The organism is Lysinibacillus sp. UBA5994 (assembly GCF_002429725.1).
GTDB classification, from domain to species: Bacteria; Bacillota; Bacilli; order Bacillales_A; family Planococcaceae; genus Lysinibacillus; species Lysinibacillus capsici.
On sequence record NZ_DJAU01000002.1, the window covers coordinates 228,075 to 228,415 of the forward strand.

1 protein-coding gene is annotated in these 341 nt (G+C 59.8%); it reads left to right on the forward strand.

The window, feature by feature from the left end; translation table 11 throughout:
• On the forward strand, nt 1-341 hold a 341-nt coding region (locus B3D98_RS01415), incomplete at both ends, for a hypothetical protein (RefSeq protein ID WP_288579861.1).

Sequence of the window (341 nt, forward strand, 5' to 3'; positions counted from 1 at the left end):
CTGGCGTTACCGGCGTTACTGGCGCTACTGGCGTTACTGGTTCTACGGGAGTGACCGGCGCTACTGGTATTACTGGTTCTACGGGTGTAACCGGGGCTACTGGCGCTACTGGTTCTACTGGGGTAACCGGCGTTACTGGTTCTACGGGTGAGACTGGGGTAACTGGGGCTACCGGCATTACTGGAGTAACCGGCGCTACTGGCATTACTGGAGTAACCGGCGCTACTGGCACTACTGGAGTAACTGGCGCTACCGGCGTTACTGGCGCTACCGGCGTTGCTGGGGCTACGGGTGAGACCGGCGCTACTGGCACTACTGGAGTAACTGGGGCTACCGGTGTT